Raw genomic sequence first — 15,530 nt, 5'->3', positions numbered from 1 at the left:
TATGCAAAAAACCCCCACGTTACCGGGGCGGTCAACGGTGCCGACGTGCAGTGGGGGCCGCCCGGGCCAACCTCGAGGCTCCCGTGTTCTGGGAGGCAGGCCTCTGCACGCCTTGGTGCCATGGGGCTTCACGGTGCGGGCGGCGGCGTCGTCATCCACTCGCAGATCCGGACGCGCGGTCGGCAGACCGGATCGCTGGAGATCGTGGCGACCCAGGGCTTTCGTCCTGCCCGGTGTTGTCGGCGGGTGAAGCGCGCTAGTGTGACACAAATCATAGCTCAGCCACATTAGGAAGTGACATGACTCAGACCCACGATCATGCAACCGATCCCGGCGAGAGCTCCGCAGGGAGTGACGATCCGCAGGCGGCCAGCAGCGCCGTCGAGAAGTGGCTCGCCGCCTTCGACCGGGCCCTCCGTGCGCACGACGAGGACGCGTTGCGGGAACTCTTCGCCGAGGACTGCTACTGGCGTGACTTCGTGGCATTCACATGGAACCTCAAGACGCTCGAAGGCATCGATGAGATCGCGGCGATGCTCCAGGCCCAGCTGCCGACGGTCGATCCGCACGATTGGCAGCTCGCCGAGCCCGCATCGGGCACGGCCGAGAACGCAGAGGCATGGCTCAACTTCATGACCGCCGCCGGGCGTGGTTGGGCTCACCTGAGGCTCGTGGAGGGGCGTTGCTGGACACTGCTGACCACCCTGCAGGAACTGACGGGGCACGAGGAGAAGAAGGGCCCCCGCCGTGAGCTCGGCGTCACCCACGAGATCACCCGGGGACGCAAGACGTGGAAGGAGTCCCGGGCGGAGCGGGACGCCCGGCTCGGTTTCGACGAGCAGCCATACGTGCTGATCATCGGCGGGGGTCAGGGTGGCATCGGGCTCGCCGCGCGGCTGCGACGTGTCGGCGTGCCGACGATTGTCGTCGAGAAGAACGAGCGGGCGGGTGACTCGTGGCGCAAACGCTACAAGTCGCTGCACCTGCACGACCCGGTTTGGTACGACCACATGCCCTACCTGCCCTTCCCCGACGACTGGCCGATCTTCCCGTCGAAGGACAAGATGGGGGACTGGCTCGAGCACTACGTGGACATCATGGAACTCGACTACTGGGCTGGCACACGGTGCCTGGGCGCGCAGTTCGACCAGGGCGCGGGCACGTGGACCGTGCGGGTGGACCGCCGTGGCGAGGAGGTCATCCTGCACCCCACCCAACTCGTCTTCGCGCTGGGTGTCTCCGGCTACCCGAACATCCCCCGTTTCGAGGGCGCCGACGACTTCGCCGGGTGGCAGGGTCACTCCTCCGAGTTCACGGGTGGTGAAGAGGACGTCGAGGGCAGGCACGCTGTGGTCATCGGGTCGAACAACTCGGCCCACGACATCGCGGCAGCCCTGTGGGAGAAGGGCGCCGAGGTCACGATGATCCAGCGTTCCTCCACGCACATCTCCCGCAGCGACTCCCTGCGGGAGCTGGCGCTGGGCGCGCTTTACTCGGAGGAGGCCCTGGAGAACGGGGTGACCACGGAGAAGGCCGACATGCTCTTCGCCTCGTGGCCGTACCGGCTGCTGCCGGCTGCGCAGATTCCTGTGTACGAGCAGATGGCTGAGCGGGACGCGGACTTCTACCGTGCGCTCACCGACGCCGGCTTCGAGTTGGACTTCGGCGAGGACGGCTCAGGCCTGTTCTTGAAGTACCTGCGGCGCGGATCCGGGTACTACATCGACGTGGGTGCATCGCAGCTGATCATCGACGGCCGGATCCAGCTGGAGCGCGGTCAGGTCACCAAGATCGTGCCGGAGGGGGTGGTCATCGACGGCGACCGGCTGGTTCCCGCGGACCTGCTCGTCTATGCGACCGGGTACGGATCGATGAACGCGTGGCTCGCGGATCTCGTCTCGCCGGAGGTTGCCGACGCGGTGGGCAAGTGCTGGGGGTACGGCTCGGACACGACCCGCGACCCCGGTCCCTGGGAAGGGGAGCTGCGCAACATGTGGAAGCCCACAGCGGTGCCGCAGTTGTGGATTCATGGCGGCAATCTGCACCAGTCCCGCCACTACTCGAAGTACCTCGCGCTGCAGCTCAAGGCCCGGGAGCTGGGGATGGACACGCCCGTCTATCAGCTGCAGGAATCGCACCATGTGCGGTGACCGCGAGAAAAGGGTCAAAGGGCGGCTCCCGCCACTCCGTCAGGCGGTGGTCTCGGGCGCCGGGGTGAGGGCGGGCGCTGCATCCGTGTAGTCCAGCGTCACCCGGGCGAACGGGGCGCCGATGATGACTTCCAGCCCCGGGATGAGTTCGTAGCGGATCTCGTCCTTGATCCGCTGGTTCTCCAGGGCGGGAGTGAAGACCAGCGTGACCGTGAGCTCGGGGGCCCGAGGGCTGCCAGTGATGCTGAACTGCGCGGAGGCCACGGAGGGGTAGATCTGGATGCCCCTCGTGGCGGCGCGGGCCACGGCGTCGAGCGGCACGCCCGGTACGCGGGCGGGAACGGGGGAAGAGGGGTCGACGGCGGTCGTCCCGAGGGGGCTCGACGTCGGTTCATGAGGGGGCAGCAGGTAGGCCCTCCGCTCCACCTGTAAACCGCCTGGCGGGGCGGTGACAGGGTAGTGTGACGTCCACCCAAGCGGGTGGTCTACCGGAGTGTATGCACACGACATAAACTTCCCGCGCCAGGACGCACCGTGGAGCGCCTGCATGACGTCCGGTTGCTCGGTGAGAGGTTCTCTGCCTTGCTAGAGTCTCCCACCATGTCGGTCGCGAAGCTCTCGGTGAGCCACCAGAACTACCTGCGGGCCATCTAGAACCTGGGGGAGTGGTCCGAGGACCCCGTCACCACCTCGGCCGTGGCCTCGACCACCTGCTGCATCTGGCGGTCCGAGACGGTCGACTCGCAGAACACCGCCGGGACGTGGTTCTGCGGCACGGTGTCGATCGCCGAGTGCAGTTCCTGTGGACCCGCCTCCTGTTCGGAGTTCACGGGCCAGAGGTAATGCTCGCTCGGTCCGGCGTCCCGCGCGAAGTAGGAGAAGGCGCCCTCGCACGTGAGCAGTGCGCGCTGGTTCGCGGGGACCCGGTCCAGCCGTTCCCGTAGGTCCGCGCGGACCTCGTCCAGCTGCTCCTTGTACCTGTCGCCGTTCTCCCGGAACTGCGCGGCGTGCTCGGGATCGAGGTCGCTCAGGGCGGTCGCGATGGTGTCCACGTAGCGCTGCCCGTTCGTGGGGCTCATCCAGGTGGGGATTGGGTGTTCCGGGCTGGTCCGCGATGTCCACCGTGGGAACACCCTCAGAGACCACCGCGTGCGGCACGTTGGCCGAGGCCACGAACTGCCCGAGCCAGCCCTCCAGGCTGAGCCCGTTGTCCAGGACCAGCTAGGCACCGGACGCCTTGCCCACGTCCGTGAGGGTGGGCTCGTAGTCGTGGATCTCCGCCATGTTGAATCGTACATATTCGGTGTGCCGAACTTGAGGGGCGGGGCGGGTGCTGGGCACGCGCTGCGAGGTGTGGCGCCACCGGGTGGCAGTGGGGAGGCACTGGCCGCATGGTGCTGCCGGGCCCGTGCGCGTCCACGTGCTGTGGCTGAGGAAACCGCTCAGCGAGAGCCCGCGCCCGGTGCCTGCGGCAGGAGCTGGTTGTCGAAGCGCACGCCCCTCGGGTCCGGGGGCAACAGCGCCAGGATGAGCAGTGCCGGAGCGCCCAGGAAGGGGACCAGGATCAGGAGGTACCAGAGCCCGGAGAGATTGGCGTCGTGCAGTCGCCGGACGGACAGCGCGATCCCGAAGACCACGCACAGGATCGCAGCAGCCAGCAGCGCGAGGGCCAGGAGGAGGTAGACCACGGCGATCCACTCGGGTCCGTCGGTCAGGGGTCCGCTGAAGTAATCGTGCTCGTCCGCATGCTGGCCGCCCCAGGACAGCAGCGCGGCGTACAAGGCGATCCACCAGTAGTCGGAACGGGATGCGCGGCCAGAGAACTGGAAGCCCCTGCCGAAGAAGTTGCGCAGGGCCTTCAGGGGGCCCACGCGCTCGCCGGGCTGGGTGGCGCGAAACACTGCTGGCTTGTAGGGCATGGTCACAGGTGGTGTCCTCCTGCATCGCTCGCGGTGGCGTCCGCCGGGCCGAGGGGGCCCGGGCCCCGGAGCCGTCGGACGGAACCGGATGGAGCATCCACGGTATCGGGCGCCCGCCCAGCGGGCACTGGCCGAACGGCCAGAGTTCCGTGCGGCGTGAGCCGCCGGGGGCGTTTATGGGATTCTGGGTCCATGGCTTCCAAGATCGAGGACTACGCCCTGCTCTCCAACATGCGCAGCGGGCCGTTGGTCTCCCGTCATGGCTCGGTGGACTGGTGGTGCGTCCCGCGCTTCGATTCGCCCGCGCTGTTCGCGGCGCTGCTGGGCACCCCGGACCACGGCCGCTGGTTGCTGGCGCCGTACTGCGCGGTCAACGATGACGCCGCTGTGGACCTCTCCCTGCCCGGCGTCACCGCGGTGGAGCGGTTCTACGCGGAGAACACGTTCGTGCTGCACACCGTGTGGACCACGGACACCGGCACGGTGCGGGTCACGGACTTCATGCCCCTGAACTCCCGCACGGAACTGATCCGCCGGGTGGAGGGCCTCACGGGCGAGGTCGAGATGTTCCAGGACCTGCGGCTGCGCTTCAACTACGGCTCGTCGGTCCCGTGGCTGAGCCGCTTCGACGTGCTTGAGGAGGAATCGGAGGAGGGCGCGGTCGCGGAGTCCGTGCTCGTGGGCATGGCCGGCCCCGATTCCGTGGTGTTCCACGGTGACCCGCTGCCGGAGGCGGACCCGGACCGCAGCAAGCGGCGCCATGCGGGCTCCTTCACGGTGGCCGCAGGCCAGACCAGGGACTTCACGCTCACGTGGTTCCCGTCCCACGGCGTCCCGCCGGAAGCGGTGGACGTCAATGAGACCCTCACGGCCACGCTGAACCTGTGGCAGGAGTGGACGGATCTGTACGAACCATACGATCCGCTCACGGACCCCACCGCGGACCCCGAACTCCCGGAGGACGGTGACGACGGCGCGTGGGCGGCGTCGTCGGCGGAAAGAAGAAACGCGGGCGAGCCCGCGTCCGGCCGGGACGTGGGGCGCCACGGGGACCGCCCGGCGGACGCCGACGCCCAGGAGACGGTGCACTTCACGAGCAGCCAGGATGCCCCCGAGGACATCATCCGCCGCAGCCTGCTCGTGGTGCGCGGGCTCATGCACCAGGCCACGGGCGGACTGATCGCCGCGGACACCACGTCCGTGCCGGAGGTGCTGGGCGGGGAACGCAACTGGGACCACCGCCACGCGTGGCCCCGGGACGTGGCCTCCGCGCTGGAGATCATGCTGGACCACGGCCACGACCGGGAGGCCGCGCAACTGCGCAACTGGTTGCTGCGCGCCGTGGCCGGGGACGTGGACAACCCCTCCAACATCTACACGCTGGACGGCTCCGGACAGATCCGCGAACGCCTCGTGGACCTGCCGGGTTACGAGCGATCGCGCCCGGTGCGCGAGGGCAACGCATCCGGCAACCATTACCAGGCGGACGTGGCCGGTCACGTGCTGCGGGTGTTCGAGATGCTGCGCCGGCGCGGCGTGCAGGAGGACCACCTGTCCTGGCCGTTGCAGCAGGCGTTGCTGCGCGCCGTCGTGGCCAACTACGAGGAGAAGGACCAGGGCGTCTGGGAGATGCGCGGCGAACTCCAGTACTACACGCACTCGCGCGTGATGATGTGGGCCGCGCTGCAGGCCGGCGTGGACGCCGTGCGGATCCACGGGCTGCCCGGGGACGTGGAGACGTGGGAGGAACACCGGGACCAGCTCGCGCACGAGATCTGGACCAACGGCTACGACCCCCAGGTGGGTTCGTTCGTGCAGTACTACGGCTCCACGGACGTGGACGCCTCCCTGTTGCAGCTGCCCACGGTGGGTTTCGTGGCCTACGACGACGAACGCATGTTCGGCACCGTGGCGCGCATCCGCAAGGAGCTCACGGACCGATCGGGGCTGCTGCACCGCTACCGCAACCTCCCGCAGCTCACCGACCTGGACGACGCCGAGGCGTTCGCGTCCTCGATCGGTCAGGACGGTTTCGCGGGGCAGTCGGTGCCATCCGTGTCCGCGACCCTGCAGTTGGCCGAGCAGCTGGCGCTGTGCGGTCACACGGGGGACGCCACGCGGCTCACGGATCTCGTGCTCGGCACCGCCAACGAGCTGGGTCTGTTGCCCTCCACCTATTCGCCGTCCCAGCGCCGGGCCACCGGCAACTTCCCGCAGGTGGAGGCCCACCTGAACCTCATCCGGGTGCTGGACATCCTGCAGACGGAGCTCGATCGGTCGTAGGCCGGCGATTCTTCGCCGTGGCGGGGATCACGATAGCGTGTGAGGACCAGCCACGCCGGGCCCGGTGAGACTCGGCTGGTGGCCGAGGGAGTGCCTCGGCACCCTTCCCGGGCCGAGACTTTGGAGGCGTTGCAATGGCACGCACCGTCAATACCGGAACCGATCCTCACGCCCTCGCCGATCCCGCCGTGGACCTCGTGCGCACGTGGCTGCTCAGGGCTCAGGAGAACCAGCGGAAGAACACCCAGAAGAACCCCGCGGAGGACCGTCTGGCCGCCGTGCTCCAGGACCCCAACGGGTTGGAGTTCACGGTGGGATTCGTGGATCGCGTCGTCCGCACCGAGGACACCAAGGCCGCGGCAAAGGCCCTGCAGGACATCGCGACGTTGACCCCGCAGTCCATGCCCGCCACGGACCGGGCCCAGATCCAGGCGGGCACGGCGCTGTCCGGGATGCTGCCCTCCGTGGTGGTCCCCGCGGCACGGACCCGGTTGCGGCAAATGGTGGGACACATGGTCGTGGACGCCCGCCCCGGCCCGTTCGGCAAGTCCGTCAAGGCCCTGCGGTTGCACGGGCACCGGCTCAACATCAACCTGCTGGGCGAGGAAGTGCTCGGTGAGGACGAGGCCAAGAAGCACCTCGCGGACGCCGAGGGCCTGCTGCGCCGCGAGGACGTGGACTACGTCTCCCTCAAGGTCTCCTCCGTGGTACCGCAACTGTCCCACTGGGGCTTCGACCGCACCGCCGAGCGCGTGGTCGAGCGGTTGCTGCCGCTGTACGAGACCGCGGCCACCAAGGGCACCGGCAAGATGTTCATCAACCTGGACATGGAGGTCTACTCGGACCTCGAGCTGACCATCGAGGTGTTCCAGCGGCTGCTGAACAAGCCCCAGCTGAAGAACCTCGAGGCCGGCATCGTCATCCAGGCCTATCTTCCAGACGCCCTCGGCGCCATCCAGCGGCTCTCCGAGTGGTCCGGGCAGCGCGTCGCGGACGGCGGCGCACAGATCAAGGTCCGCCTGGTCAAGGGCGCGAACCTCGCCATGGAGAACGTGGACGCGGAGATGCACGGCTGGCCGCTGGCCACCATGGAGTCCAAGCAGGCCACGGACACCAACTACAAGCGCGTGCTCTCGTGGCTGTTCCACCCCGAGCGCATGCGCGGTATGCGCCTGGGGGTCGCGGGGCACAACCTCTTCGACATCGCGTTCGCCCACCTGCTCGCGGCGGAGCGCGGTGTCACCGACCGCATCGAGTTCGAGATGCTCCAGGGCATGGCCACCTCCCAGAGCGAGGCCGTGTCCACGGACGTGGGCCAGTTGTTGCTCTACGTCCCGGCGGTCAAGCCCGCGGAGTTCGACGTCGCCGTGTCCTACCTGGTGCGGCGGCTTGAGGAGAACTCCGCGAACGAGAACTTCATGTCCGGGATTTTCGACCTGGGTCCGGACAACTGGGTCTTCCAGCGCGAGGAGGCCCGGTTCCGGGCGGCGCTCGCTGACCTCGAGGACGATCCCCAGGCGCTCGATCCGCGGCGCGTGCAGGACCGCTGCGCGGAAACCGCGGGGGAGACCCCCACGATCCCTCTGGACGAGCCGTTCCGCAACGAACCGGACACGGACGTCTCCGTCCCCGCCAACCAGAAGTGGGCGGAGGAGATCGCCGAACGCATCGGGGACCCACAGTGGTACGAATCGCTGGCGGTCCCCGAGCTGCTGCGGGACGTCGAGGAGAACTCGGGGGATGCGGTCGAGGCCGTGAACGACGTCGTCGCCACCGCCAAGGCCGCGGGGCAGCGATGGGCCGCCACGCCCGCTCGCGAGCGCGCCGAGATCCTCAACCGCGCCGGGGACATCCTGGCCGCGCGCCGCGGTCACCTCATGGCCGTGGCCGGCGCGGAGACCGGCAAGGTGTTGGGGCAGAGCGACCCGGAGGTCTCCGAGGCGGTGGACTTCTGCCGCTACTACGCACGGCGCGCGCTCGAGCTGGCCGCCGTGGACGGCGGCGACTTCGTGCCGCACGCCGTGACCGTGGTGACCCCGCCGTGGAACTTCCCGCTGGCCATCCCCACGGGCACTACGGTGGCGCCCCTGGCCACGGGCTCGGCCGTGATCCACAAGCCCTCCCCCGAATCGCGGCGCTGCTCCACCGCCATGTGTGAAGCACTGTGGGAGGCCGGTGTGCCCCGGGACGTGCTGCAACTCGTGGCCCCCGTGGAGGGGGAGGCCGGTCAGCAGCTGATCTCCCACCCGGACGTGGAGCGCGTGGTGCTCACCGGCGCGTACGAGACGGCGCAGTTGTTCGCGTCGTGGGATCCCGCGCGGCCCCTCACGGCCGAGACCTCCGGGAAGAACGCGCTCGTGATCACGCCCAGCGCGGACCGTGACCAGGCGGTGTGGAACCTGGTGTCCAGCGCGTTCGGTCACGCGGGGCAGAAGTGCTCCGCGGCATCGCTCGGGATCCTCGTGGGGTCCGTGGCCACGTCCGAGCGGTTCCGCCGTCAGCTCGTGGACGCGGCGTCCTCCATGGTCGTGGACTGGCCCGTGAACCTTCAGGCGAGCGTGGGCCCCACCGTGGAACAGCCCGGCGACAAGCTACTGCGGGCGCTGACCCAGCTGGAACCCGGCGAGGAATGGCTGATCGAGCCCAAGCAGTTGGACGACACCGGGCGGTTGTGGCGTCCCGGGATCCGCACCGGTGTGAAGCCGGGGTCCTTCTTCCACCTCACCGAGTGCTTCGGCCCCGTCCTGGGGCTCATGTCCGCGGACAGCCTCGAGGAGGCCGTGGAGCTGCAGAACGCCACGGACTACGGGCTCACCGCGGGCATCCACTCGCTGGACGCGGACGAGATCCTGCGCTGGGTGGACACCGTCCAGGCGGGCAACCTCTACGTCAATCGCGGGATCACGGGTGCGATCGTGCAGCGCCAGCCGTTCGGCGGCTGGAAGCGCTCCTCCGTGGGTCTCGGCGCGAAGGCCGGTGGCCCCAACTACCTGGCGTCGCTGGGCCGCTGGAAGCGCGCCGGGTTCTCGTCCTCCAGCACGGACCGCGGTGCGGCCGGTGCGTGGGTTCTGGACCCGCGTGTGCACCGCGCACTGGACGCCGTGACCCCGCTGATCTCGGACGAGGACCTCGTGTGGTTGCGCCGCGCCGCGCAGTCCGACCAGTCCGAGTGGCAGCGCGAGTTCGGCCAGGTCAAGGACCCCACGGCCCTGCTCAGCGAGGCCAACATGTTCCGCTACCGCCCCCGCACCGTGGTGGTGCGCGCCCAGGAAGGGGCGTCCCTCACGGACGTCCTGCGCGTGGGCCTCGCGGCCGTGCGCTCGGGTTCGCAGGTGGTCCTCAGCGCCGCGGACTCGCTGCCCGCAGCCGTGAACGGGCTGTTCGCCACGGTGCTGAACCCGGCGTCCGACGCCGAGTTCGCGCACGCCCTGGGCACCGGTTCCCTGGGCCCGCTGGGTCAGCTCTCGGACCTGCGCGCCCTGGACGACGACGCCCTCGACGTCCGCCACGGCGCCCGCGTCCGCGTGATCTCCCCGTGGGACGGCTCCGAGGAGGACCTCAAGGACCTCTACGCGGTGCGCGCCGAGCACCCGGACATCGCCCTGATCACCGAGGACGTGGTGGGCGCCGGGCGCGTGGAGATGATGTACATGCTGGCCGAGCAGGCCGTGTCCATCACCATGCACCGCTTCGGCAACCACAGCCAGTCCATGCAGCGGGTGGTGGACGAGCTGGTGCGGTGACCCGGTGGCGTCGCCCCTGACGCCTGACCGACCACGAGTCGCGCTCCCGATTCACGGTGGCGCGGCTCGTGCCGTGAGGGGCGGTCCCGGTGCGCCGCTCCCCGGCCCACGGTGCGGCTCCCGACCCCGGGGCATTTCGCGCCTCAGATTCACCGCCCCCTGGTGTTCTCCTTCTGCTGCCGCCACGTCAGCCCACCGGCCACCATCACGAGCACCGCCACCAGCAGGAGGGCGCCGGGGAAGTAGAGCCGGGTCCGTCGTGAGACCTGCGCAGTCATGTCTCCACGGTACCGAGTGCCAGGGCACGGGAGCATTGGCCGAACGGCCACTCTTGGGGGACTGCCACCGTGGAGATGCAGCGTGAAGGAGGGCCGCAGTTTCACATGATGCTCGGCGCTATTGCGGGCGCCAGATTGCCGCAGCAGTGATTCCATGGGTGGATCACCGCACTGCCCCCATGCATGCCTGGATCCGGTTGGTCTCGTGGCTCGGGGCCGCCGCGGTGCTCCTGCGGGGTGGAGCCGGCACGGCGGGCGCATGGGGCTCGGTGGTTCTCGGGCACTCGACCTGGGCCGACTCCGCGGTTCTCGGCCATGCCCTCCTGTGGGATCCTCTGTTCGTCCTATGGGGATTGGCGCTTGCCGGAGGACCGGGTCACTCGCTCGTGAGCGCCTTGACGAACACGTCCTGGATATCCTCCGGGGTGCGGGCGATGTGCGAGGAGCCGCCCGTGGCCTCCGCGATCTGCTTCAGGACGTCCTCGTCCGCGTCCTTCGAGATGCCCACGGTGATGATGCGCACGGGGTTGTCCGGGTCCTGCTCGTCCTTGAGCATGGTGAGCAGGTTGTCGAGGGAGATGGAGCCGGGGTCGTGGTTCATGCCGTCGGTCAGGACGATCACCGTGCGCAGATGCCCGGGGGCGTCTTCGTGGAGCACCTCGCGGTAGGCGGCCAGGGTGGTGTCGTACAGGCCGGTGTAGCCGTCGGGGGCGTAGGTCAGGGACTCCGCGTCCCGGGAGAGCTGGTCCCGCTGGGTGCCGCCGTCCACCGAGGCGGAGAGCTCGCGCACCGGGGTGAGGGAGCGGTAGTCCTTGTCCCCGTCCAGGTGCCGCTGGAAGGTCCACAGGCCGAGGGCGTCGTGCTCGGGGAACAGCCCCACGGCGGTCGCGGCGGCGGCCTTCGTCAGATCCATGCGGGTGGAGCCGTCCTGGTCCACCTTCTCGCCCATGGACCCGGAGGCGTCGATCGCCACGAGTGCGTGGAACGGTTCCGCCAGGTGCTGCCACTGGGCGAGCGCCTGCTGCAGGGCGGCGTCGTTCGCGGTGGGGGCGTCGTCACCGGGGGTGCTCGCCACGAGCTCCGTGTCCGCGTTACGGGAGCGGTAGGCGTCCCACTCCGCGCGAGAAACCACGGTCGCGCTGCGCGGCGGGGCGCCGGAGGCCGCGCCCGCGGCCAGGGCGGGGCTCAGCGGGCTCGGGCTGGCGGTGGTCGCCGCGGTGGAGTGCTTGACGAGCTGCTCGAGGCGCTCGTCGGCACTGCGCACGGGCGCGGCGTCGCCTTCCGTGCGCGCACGGAATTTCAGGGCCTCGTCCGTGGCGGCCTTATCCGCGCGCCCGTTCTCGGCCTCGCCCAGCGCACGGGAGACCAGCTCGCGCGTGCCGGCGTCCTCCTGGGGGCGCCCCAGCTCCACGTTGCTGTCCTGCAGCACGGCGGACCAGGTGGTCGCGCTGGTCTTGGCGCGGGCGACGACGACGGGCTCCCCACCCGCCGTATTCGCGTCACCGGACGCGGCGCTCGAGGCCGCGTCCGAGGGTTTCTCGCTCGCGGCGTCGTCCCCGCGCGGGATCAGGAAGACGGCGGCGAGCAGCAGCAGGACGGCCACCAGGCCCAGGGCCAGCAAGGTCAGCAGCGTTCCGCTCGGCCCGCGGCGTTCGGCGCGGTGCGCTCCGCGGCGCCGGTGCGTTCCAGGATCAGTCATCTCGGTGTTCCCCCGTCTCGTGCGTCACGGCCCCTGCGGGCGGTGGTGCACAGCCAGCCCGCTGCCCGCAGTGATGCGGCCGCGGTGCGTCCCCACGCCGTGGTGAGGTGGCACACACGACGTCTTCCCCGGGGACAACATTACGAGGTTTCGACAACGCCGCGGCGGCATGACGCCGTTTGGCGCCGCCGCTGGGGCCGGGCCATCCCCCTGCCCGTGCAGACCACCCGGCCCGACCGCCGGGTCAGCCCAGCACGGCCCGCAGGTACGGTGCAGTGGCGCTGTCCGGGTGCGCCGCGACGTCGGCGGGAGTGCCCGCGACAACCACCCGCCCGCCGTCCGAGCCGGCACCCGGGCCCATGTCGATCACGTGATCGGCCTGGGCAACCATGCGCATGTCCAGCTCGGCCATGACCACCGTGTTGCCCGCGTCTGCCAGCCCCTGCAGGTGGTTCATGAGCCGGTCGCTGTCCGCGGGGTGCAGTCCCGCGGTGGGCTCGTCCAGCACGTAGAGCGTGTCCCCGCGCGAGGCCCGCTGCAGCTCGGAGGCGAGCTTGACCCGCTGCGCCTCCCCGCCGGAGAGCTCGGTGGCGGGCTGGCCCAGCCGTAGGTAGCCGAGTCCCACGTCCCGCAGCACGCCCAGGGTGTGGTGGACGGCGTCCTCGCCCTCGAAGAACGTGTGCGCCTCGTCCACGCTCATGGCCAGCACATCCGCCACGGAGCGCTCCCGCCACAGCACCTCCAGGGTCTCGGCCTTGTAGCGGGTGCCGTGGCAGTCCGGGCAGGGCGCGTAGATGCTCGGCAGGAACAGCAGCTCCACCATCACACTGCCCTCGCCCTCGCACGTGGGGCAGCGCCCACCGGCCACGTTGAACGAGAACCGTCCGGCCTTGTAACCGCGCCGTTTCGCCTCGTCGGTTGCCGCGTAGAGCTTGCGAACGGCGTCGAACAGACCGGTGTAGGTGGCCACGTTGGAGCGCGGAGTGCGCCCGATGGGCTTCTGGTCGATCACGACGACGCGCCGCACGCCCTCCGGCAGGGAGACCACGTGCCCGCGCACGTCGTCCGCGGCGTCGTCGGCCGTCAGCAGGTCCGCCTCCGGGTCCCCGGTGATCTCCGTGTCCTCCGGGCCGCCGTGGCCCAGCCGCTCGCGCACCAGCACCGGCAGCGCCTGACTGACCAGGCTGGACTTGCCCGAGCCGGAGATGCCGGTGACGGCGGTGAGGCACCCGGCGGGGAAGCTCACGTCCAGGCCGCGCAGGTTGTTGCGGGTGACGCCCTCGAGCTCCAGCCACCCCTGGGGCGTGCGGGGCTCGCGCGCCTCTGCCGACGGCGCATGCTCGGCGAAGAGGTAGCGGCGCGTCGCAGACTCGGGAACTTCCGCGAGACCGTTCGGCTTACCGCTGTAGAGCACCCGCCCGCCGCGCTCGCCGGCGTCCGGGCCGATGTCCACGAGCCAGTCCGCCTCGTGGATCACGGTCAGGGAGTGCTCCACCACGAACAGACTGTTGCCGCGGTCCTTGAGTCCGTGCAGGATCCCGATGAGCGCGTCCAGGTCCCGGGGGTGCAGACCTGCGGAGGGCTCGTCGAGCACGTAGACCACCCCGAAGAGCTGGGAGGAGAGCTGGGTGGCCAGCCGCAGTCGCTGCCGCTCACCACCGGAGAGTGTGGGCGTGGTGCGGTCCAGGGAGAGGTAGCCCAGGCCCAGGTCGATCATGGGCTGCAGCCGCGCCGCGAGGTCCGCGGCGAGGCGTTGCGCGGCGGCCCGCTTCTCCACGGAGAGGTTCGGGGTGCGCCGGACGTCCGGGGCGGCGTCGTGCGAGGCACCGCCCTCCGCGACCCGCGAGGCGGTGGAGGCGGCGCGGGCCTCGGCGTCGAGCACGTGGTCATCCAGGTGCTGCGCCTCGCCGGGGGTCCAGCCCTCGGCAGTCACGGAGCGCGCGATCTCCGCCAGGCGCGCGAGCGGCAGGTGCGAGAACTCGGCGATGTCCAGGCCCTCGAACGTCACGGACAGGGACTCGTGCTTGATCTTCTTGCCGTGGCACTCCGGGCACAGCTCGCTCGTGAGGTACTGGGCCGCGCGCTTCTTGGTGCTCGGGCTCTTCGCGTTGGCGAAGGTGTCCAGCACGTAGCGCCGCGCTCCGACGAACGTGCCCTGGTACGTGGGCTCCACACCCTCCTGCTGGGCCCTGCGCGTCTGGTTCGGGGTGAGCCCGCGGTACACACCCACCGTGGGGCGGTCCTCGGTGTAGAGGATCCAGTCCCGGTCCTTCTTCGGCAGGTCCTTCCAAGGGGTGTCCACGTCGTAGCCCAGGGAGACCAGGATGTCCCGCTGGTTCTTCCCCGCCCACGCCACGGGCCAGGAGGCGACGGCGCGCTCACGGATGGTCAGCGACGGGTCCGGGACCATGGTGTCCTCGGTGACCTCGTAGACCCGCCCGATCCCGTGGCAGGTGGGGCAGGCGCCCTGCACGGTGTTCGCGGAGAAGTCCTCCGCGTAGAGCATGGCCTGTTCCGGCGGGTACCAACCGGCGCGCGAGTACAGCATCCGGACCAGGCTCGACAGCGTGGTCACGGTGGCCACGTCCGAGCGCGCTCCGCCCCCGCCGCGCTGCTGCTGGAGGGCGACGGCGGGCGGCAGCCCCTCAATCACGTCCACGTCCGGGACACCCGCCTGGTCGATCAGCCGCCGCGCGTACGGCGCCACGGACTCCAGGTAGCGTCGCTGCGACTCCGCGAACAGCGTGCCGAACGCGAGGGACGACTTCCCCGAGCCGGACACCCCCGTGAACACCACGATGGAGTCCCGGGGCAGGTCCAGGGAGACGTCCCGGAGGTTGTTCTGGCGCGCGCCGCGCACCACCACGCCGTGCTGCCAGGATGCGGTGTCGTTCTGTTCAGTAGTCACCTGGTTCACGCTACCCGGGGGTTCCGTCAGGCGGAGCGGGCCTGCCCTTCGGCGGTGTCCGGCATGGGGGACAACCAGCCATACAGCGTCCTCAGCACCGTCGACATCCCCGCGGGCGCCGCATGACCGCTCATCACCACGGGGCGCGGTCGAGTGCTGTTCGAACGCCCCGCAGAGCGGCCCGGAGCGCGGCCGCACTCGCCCCGATTGAGCACCATGGGATGGACGTGGACTTCGAGCGCGCGGGTATTCTCAACCCGGCCGTGGAGCCTCACCGGGTGCAGTGGCTGAACAAACCCCATGCTGAGGACGGCTCCAGCGTCTTCCTGGATGAGCGCGCGGTGCGTGGGCAGGTCCACTCCCCACATACCTCGCCGGGCGGTGGAGGAAGCGGGCGTGTGCCATAGGCCACCCCGCCACACTGGCCCGGGTGGTCGCGGAGCTGGGTGGCGAGATCCACGAATACAGCCGCGTGACCGAGCGGGACACCTCGGGTGACGGCGTGGTGGCCCACACCGACGCCGTGCTCGTGCGGGCGCCTCGCGCCGTG

9 protein-coding genes are annotated in these 15,530 nt (G+C 70.1%); 3 read left to right on the top strand and 6 right to left on the bottom strand.

Annotation, left to right across the window (positions count from 1 at the left end; translation table 11 throughout):
* Nucleotides 1-299: 299 nt before the first annotated feature.
* Entirely contained in the window at nucleotides 300-2,150 is a 1,851-nt protein-coding gene (locus Q9R22_RS02020; RefSeq protein WP_131332129.1) for an NAD(P)/FAD-dependent oxidoreductase, read from the top strand.
* A gap of 39 nt (nucleotides 2,151-2,189) precedes the next feature.
* Here Q9R22_RS02020 and Q9R22_RS02015 read toward each other — a convergent pair whose 3' ends face one another.
* From Q9R22_RS02015 to Q9R22_RS02005, 3 genes are all read right to left on the bottom strand, one after another.
* Nucleotides 2,190-2,471, bottom strand: coding sequence for a hypothetical protein (locus Q9R22_RS02015; protein WP_193519133.1), 282 nt, complete (start codon nucleotides 2,469-2,471; stop codon nucleotides 2,190-2,192).
* 329 nt (nucleotides 2,472-2,800) lie between these two features.
* Nucleotides 2,801-3,229, bottom strand: a complete 429-nt coding sequence (locus Q9R22_RS02010; protein WP_242670554.1) for a metal ABC transporter solute-binding protein, Zn/Mn family — start codon at nucleotides 3,227-3,229, stop codon at nucleotides 2,801-2,803.
* A gap of 363 nt (nucleotides 3,230-3,592) precedes the next feature.
* Nucleotides 3,593-4,051, bottom strand: coding sequence for a DUF805 domain-containing protein (locus Q9R22_RS02005; RefSeq protein ID WP_131332130.1), 459 nt, complete (start codon nucleotides 4,049-4,051; stop codon nucleotides 3,593-3,595).
* 210 nt (nucleotides 4,052-4,261) lie between these two features.
* Here Q9R22_RS02005 and Q9R22_RS02000 point away from each other — a divergent pair, with 210 nt between their 5' ends.
* The gene (locus Q9R22_RS02000; protein WP_131332131.1) at nucleotides 4,262-6,352 is read left to right on the top strand and encodes a glycoside hydrolase family 15 protein; all 2,091 of its coding nucleotides are present in this window, start codon (nucleotides 4,262-4,264) and stop codon (nucleotides 6,350-6,352) included.
* Nucleotides 6,353-6,486: 134 nt separating this feature from the next.
* A complete protein-coding gene (locus Q9R22_RS01995; RefSeq protein ID WP_131332132.1) occupies nucleotides 6,487-10,095 on the top strand; it encodes a bifunctional proline dehydrogenase/L-glutamate gamma-semialdehyde dehydrogenase in 3,609 nt (1,202 codons plus the stop codon).
* 149 nt (nucleotides 10,096-10,244) lie between these two features.
* Here Q9R22_RS01995 and Q9R22_RS01990 read toward each other — a convergent pair whose 3' ends face one another.
* The 3 genes from Q9R22_RS01990 to Q9R22_RS01980 form a co-directional block, all read right to left on the bottom strand.
* Nucleotides 10,245-10,373 carry a hypothetical protein gene (locus Q9R22_RS01990; RefSeq protein WP_276401450.1) on the bottom strand — a complete coding sequence of 43 codons (129 nt, stop codon included), beginning with the start codon at nucleotides 10,371-10,373 and terminating at the stop codon, nucleotides 10,245-10,247.
* Between the two features lie 376 nt (nucleotides 10,374-10,749).
* Entirely contained in the window at nucleotides 10,750-12,072 is a 1,323-nt protein-coding gene (locus Q9R22_RS01985; RefSeq protein WP_131332134.1) for a VWA domain-containing protein, read from the bottom strand.
* Nucleotides 12,073-12,316: 244 nt separating this feature from the next.
* A complete protein-coding gene (locus Q9R22_RS01980; protein WP_131332135.1) occupies nucleotides 12,317-14,980 on the bottom strand; it encodes an excinuclease ABC subunit UvrA in 2,664 nt (887 codons plus the stop codon).
* Nucleotides 14,981-15,530 lie beyond the last annotated feature (550 nt).

The organism is Kocuria sp. PD6 (genome assembly GCF_031844145.1).
Lineage (GTDB): Bacteria > Actinomycetota > Actinomycetes > Actinomycetales > Micrococcaceae > Kocuria > Kocuria marina.
This window is presented reverse-complemented; position numbering and strand designations above follow the sequence as displayed.

Excerpts from the sequence above, each read along its gene's own strand:
- Q9R22_RS02020 (WP_131332129.1), top strand. The coding sequence starts at position 300 with ATGACTCAGACCCACGATCATGCAACCGATCCCGGCGAGAGCTCCGCA.
- Q9R22_RS02010 (WP_242670554.1), bottom strand. The coding sequence starts at position 3,229 with ATGAGCCCCACGAACGGGCAGCGCTACGTGGACACCATCGCGACCGCC.
- Q9R22_RS02000 (WP_131332131.1), top strand. The coding sequence starts at position 4,262 with ATGGCTTCCAAGATCGAGGACTACGCCCTGCTCTCCAACATGCGCAGC.
- Q9R22_RS01995 (WP_131332132.1), top strand. The coding sequence starts at position 6,487 with ATGGCACGCACCGTCAATACCGGAACCGATCCTCACGCCCTCGCCGAT.
- Q9R22_RS01990 (WP_276401450.1), bottom strand. The coding sequence starts at position 10,373 with ATGACTGCGCAGGTCTCACGACGGACCCGGCTCTACTTCCCCGGCGCC.
- Q9R22_RS01985 (WP_131332134.1), bottom strand. The coding sequence starts at position 12,072 with ATGACTGATCCTGGAACGCACCGGCGCCGCGGAGCGCACCGCGCCGAA.